The sequence below is a fragment of the Thioalkalivibrio sp. ALE23 genome (genome assembly GCF_000378545.1).
Classification (GTDB): Bacteria; Pseudomonadota; Gammaproteobacteria; order Ectothiorhodospirales; family Ectothiorhodospiraceae; genus Thioalkalivibrio.
Genome location: NZ_KB900058.1, coordinates 1 through 4,171, shown reverse-complemented (window position 1 = coordinate 4,171; position 4,171 = coordinate 1). Strand labels below are relative to the sequence as shown.

At 62.3% G+C, this 4,171-nt stretch carries 5 protein-coding genes; all 5 read right to left on the bottom strand.

The genetic code is table 11. From position 1 onward, the window contains the following. Positions 1-123: 123 nt before the first annotated feature. Positions 124-1,065 carry an AAA family ATPase gene (locus F573_RS0113625; protein WP_019023054.1) on the bottom strand — a complete coding sequence of 314 codons (942 nt, stop codon included), beginning with the start codon at positions 1,063-1,065 and terminating at the stop codon, positions 124-126. 86 nt (positions 1,066-1,151) lie between these two features. Beyond that, entirely contained in the window at positions 1,152-1,529 is a 378-nt protein-coding gene (locus tag F573_RS14455; protein ID WP_019023053.1) for a hypothetical protein, read from the bottom strand. A 79-nt stretch (positions 1,530-1,608) separates the two neighbouring features. After that, positions 1,609-2,496, bottom strand: a complete 888-nt coding sequence (locus F573_RS0113615) for a PD-(D/E)XK nuclease family protein (RefSeq protein ID WP_019023052.1) — start codon at positions 2,494-2,496, stop codon at positions 1,609-1,611. 1 nt (position 2,497) lies between these two features. Next, positions 2,498-3,367 (bottom strand): hypothetical protein, encoded by an 870-nt coding sequence (locus F573_RS0113610; RefSeq protein WP_019023051.1) that lies wholly within the window; start codon positions 3,365-3,367, stop codon positions 2,498-2,500. A 199-nt stretch (positions 3,368-3,566) separates the two neighbouring features. Further along, positions 3,567-3,932 carry a hypothetical protein gene (locus F573_RS0113605; RefSeq protein ID WP_019023050.1) on the bottom strand — a complete coding sequence of 122 codons (366 nt, stop codon included), beginning with the start codon at positions 3,930-3,932 and terminating at the stop codon, positions 3,567-3,569. Positions 3,933-4,171: the final 239 nt, after the last annotated feature.

Below are 4,171 nucleotides of genomic sequence, written 5' to 3'. Positions count from 1 at the left end.
CGGGTCATGGTGGCCTTCCCTTCCGCCCGGTAAAACGATCCGGATTCGCCGTGGTACATCCAGAGGATGCCCCGGCTCGGGTCGTCCCGGTGGATCAGGGCGCGGAGCCCGCATTCACCGAGCCTAGTCATCGCCCAACTCCATCTTGGCGATGTCCCGCAGGGCCTGCCGGGTTTCGGGCTGACACCCGTTCCCCAGGCAAATGTCCAGCGCATACAGCGCCGGGCTCTTGCCCTCGTTGACGACCCCGGCCAGAAGCTGCATCGCTTCCACCCACTTCTTCAGAACGCGGGTGGACATCGACGTCTCCAGAGGAGAGGCGCCGTCCGATGCCGCCTGTTCCCGGACGCGTTCTGCCACGTTGAGAACCTTGTCCAGGGTCTCGTCGGGCAGGTCGGGGAACCGCTTGCGAAGGATCTTCTCCTCCACATGCCGCGGCGCGTGATCCACCTGGACCATCCAGGGACGCTCACGAAACGCGGCGTTCTGGATCTTGGCCCCGGCATAGTTCCCGGACTCATCGCCACCGCCATTGGTGTTGGTGGTGAGAATGAACTTGAAATCCGGGTTAGGCTGGATCACCTCCCCATTCGGCAGCGTGATGGCCTGATGCTCCATCACGCCGTTCAGGCCGGTCAGGATGTCCGGCTCGATCAGGTCCGCTTCGTCGAGGATGAACCATCCACCGTACTTATAGGCCTCCGCGAGAGGCCCGTACGAAAAGAGGGTGTCCCCGTCGATGAGGTCCTTGGAGCCGAAGAGCTCGTCCAGCTCCATCCGTCCGTTGCCGGACATGGAGTAGACCGGGATGCCCAACCGGGCTGCGATCTGCCGGGGAAGGGAGGACTTCCCAACTCCTTTTTCTCCGACCAGCCACAGGGGCCACTCGGCGCTGGCGGCCATGATCCACGGCAGCAGCACCCGGAGAAGGGAAGTCGAGAACTCGTAGTCCTCGTCGACGGGCGGGACCATCGGCCCGGGGTTTTCATTCACCGGAACGGTGATCTGTTCCGGGATCTGATCGTTTTTGAAAAGCTCGCGGGCCGAAATGTTCTGCTTCGACATGGTGATGCCTCCTAAGATTATAAAAAAAGGGGCACCACTCCCCCGAACCGGGGAATCGTGGTGCCCCGGTCGGGGATGAAAGGGGATCAGGCGACGCTGGCCTGTTCCTCATTTTTGTCGCTTCCCGCTGCGGGGGCGGCGACTTCCAGGATGCCCTGCTGCATCGTTTCGGGGTCGAGACCCAGGAACTCGCAACAGGACTGGAAGGAAAACGGCCAACGATTGCCTTCCGGCTCAATGGGTTTTTCGACCCACCGAAGAATCGTTTCCCGTTCCTTCCTGCTCCTTTCGGGGTTGGAGACCTTGTAGGTCTCCTCCAGCAAGCCCTGCATGACGAGCCGGATGTCGTCATCCGTCCAGACTTCGTCATTGTGATTGGGCTCGGCCGACGCCCCCTTGGGTCGACCCTTTTTTTTCAGGAACTCGAGCGTCAGCTCGAGTTGCTCGAAGTTCTCACACTTCATGTGGACCTCCTTTCAAAAGGGCCCACCACACCCCGACGGGTGTGGTGAACCCGTCGGGGTGAATGAAGGCAAGAGGCGATCAGGCCGCTTTCTGCGCCGCGAACGATTTCCGGACCAGGCCGGTGTCATCGTCGTGGTGGCACAGACGGCGGTAGTCGCACATCTTGCACGGGGAGTTGAAGGCGGAACCGGGCCGGGCGGGGAAACGCTCGGCCGCGATGTCCTCCGCGATCCAGTGGATCTTCTCCACATACTCGCGGACCTTCCGGCGATCCCGCCGGGGGGCCTTCTTCGGGGCGAGAACCTGCGGTCCCTTTCCCGGGCCTTCGGTCTTCGGAATGGCCTTCTTGATCAACTCCCCGAATGCCACCTCATCGACCAACCCGGTGCCGAGTTCTTCGGCATGGGCGTCCAGGACGATCTGCTGGGCCGTGAGCTGATCGCTCACGTCGGGGAACCACTCCTCACACGGAGAAGCGGCGGTCTTGAAGTCCAGGGGGAAGACCTGGCGCTGCCGGCTCATGACCAACGTATCCGGCTGCGAACTCAGGATGAGCCCGCCTCCGATGTCGGCTTTCAGCCGGCGTTCGACCATGGGTTCGCCCTGATGGTCCAGGATGACGCCCAGACCCCAGTGCGGCCATTGCTCCGCAAACTGCTTGACCAGCCGCTCACCCACCTTCGGGACCATATCCGGCCCCATGGTGCTGGAGTATTCCAGCGCCTGATTCCGGGTGATGTGCGACCAGTCCTTGCGGAACCGGTGGACGAGGGTATCCCCGTCCGCCGGATCGAACACGCCCCGGCGTGCGCTTTCCGTCAGCCAGTCGGTCACCGTCTTATGGACGGAGCCTCCGAACTTCAGGTTGACGCTCGCCGTCTCGGCCTGCAGTTGAGCCACCTCCCGGTAGTAGTACATCCGGGGGCAGGTCTCGAACGTGAGCGCACTCGTCGGCCGGATCACCATCTCACCGCTCCTTATGCAGCTGGCGGATGGCGTCCCGTGCCTCCTGGATCGTGCTCACCTCGGGCGGCTCCTTGCCGGCCTGTCGGGCGACCTGGTGAAGCTGTGCCACCAGCCGCTCGAGCTTCCGGGCCTCCTTCTCGTCCATCTCGGACGAGGGAAGGGGTTCGGAATCCGCAGTGGGCTCAACCGTCTCCGGTTCCCCATCCGTTTCCGCCACGGGGGCGGACTCGGCGGCGGCTTCTCCGGCGTCTTCACCCGAATCGGATTCGGGCTGCGACGTGACGGGGTACACTTCCACCGATTCGTTTTCCGCAAAGGCCGATTCCTCGGCCTCTTCGGTTTCCTCAACGGTATCCGTTTCCCCATCGTCTTCCGGGAAGACCGCCATGGGTTCCTTCGGCGGCTTGCCGGCCTGCGGGGCCGACTGAACCGGGGCAGGTTCTGCCTCCTTCGGGGTAGAGTTGCCGCCAGCATCCGGCGCCACACCCCCCGTTGCCTGCGACAGCCCCTGTTTGGACTGATCGCGGGCTTCGTCGTCGTCCAGGACCTCGCCCCCGAAACCCAGCCGGGCCAGCACACGCTGAACCGCGGAGGTCTCGAGAGCTTCCAGATCCTTATGGATCGACAGCGGCGAACGGGCATAGCCGTTCGCAATCACCCGCCCGTCGACGGACACAAGCCGAGCTTCGACCATTGCGAAGCCCGGCTCACCCACCGGGTCTTGTTTGACCTCGGTGGTCAGGCTGTACGCCTGGGGCGGGTACTTCTCCCAGAACTCCGGGAGACGGGCCGAGACCTTCTTGTAAAAGAAGTTCCGGTCATTTTCATCATCCCGAAGCGGGATGACATCGTTGGACGCGTGGTGCTTCATCGCTCATCTCCTTCAAGAATCGGAGATCCACGCGTCCCCCTCGGGGAAACGTGAATCCCCGAGTGGGTGAAATGTGCCGAAAGGGCACGCCGGACTCTTTAGAGAGGGCCCGTACCTCTTTTTGCCCGATGCATTCTTCCGCCGCCAGCGATGGTGGCGATGGAAGAATGCACCCGGCGGGGGTGCATTCCGGGGGAGGTTAATCCTCCCCCTTTTTTTCCAAACGACGCGCCTCGCCGTTCACGAGGCGCGGTGGGTTGTAGCCGAGTTCCGGCTTTTCATTTTCGAAAATGGTGACCCGGGGCTCCGGGTCGACCTTCTTCTGCGCCGCCTTGCGGCGCTTCTTCTTCTTCAACCACCCCGCAATCTTGCGGGGGAGGAAGAGTGCCAGCCGGATGGCCAGCAAAAGAATCTGGAGCGTCAGCCCCAGGGCAGTGGCGACCACAGAGAAGGCCGCCTTTGCAAAAATGAGGGGGTGCATCATGGCACCCATCCCCAAAAACAGAAACGCTAGGAACCCTAGCGTGTACCAAAAGTTGTATTCTTCTATGGTACTTCCTACCATGATTTCCTCCTTAAAGGAGGCACCTCACCCCCCACGGGGGAGTAAGGTGCCCGTGGGGGTGGCATCCAGCGCGGGATTGCACTGGATGAAAAAACGATCACAGGCAGGGGTGCCTGCGTCGGCACGGCATAAGCGCCGTGGTGTTCGAGTGCGAATCCGTCGCGCGGGAGCGGATTGGCAATCGAGAAGGTTTTGACAGAACCCCGAACTGCCTCCTTCAACCAGGAGGAACGGTGTTA

Excerpts from the sequence above, each read along its gene's own strand:
- F573_RS0113615 (WP_019023052.1), bottom strand. The coding sequence starts at position 2,496 with ATGGTGATCCGGCCGACGAGTGCGCTCACGTTCGAGACCTGCCCCCGG.
- F573_RS0113625 (WP_019023054.1), bottom strand. The coding sequence starts at position 1,065 with ATGTCGAAGCAGAACATTTCGGCCCGCGAGCTTTTCAAAAACGATCAG.
- F573_RS14455 (WP_019023053.1), bottom strand. The coding sequence starts at position 1,529 with ATGAAGTGTGAGAACTTCGAGCAACTCGAGCTGACGCTCGAGTTCCTG.
- F573_RS0113605 (WP_019023050.1), bottom strand. The coding sequence starts at position 3,932 with ATGGTAGGAAGTACCATAGAAGAATACAACTTTTGGTACACGCTAGGG.
- F573_RS0113610 (WP_019023051.1), bottom strand. The coding sequence starts at position 3,367 with ATGAAGCACCACGCGTCCAACGATGTCATCCCGCTTCGGGATGATGAA.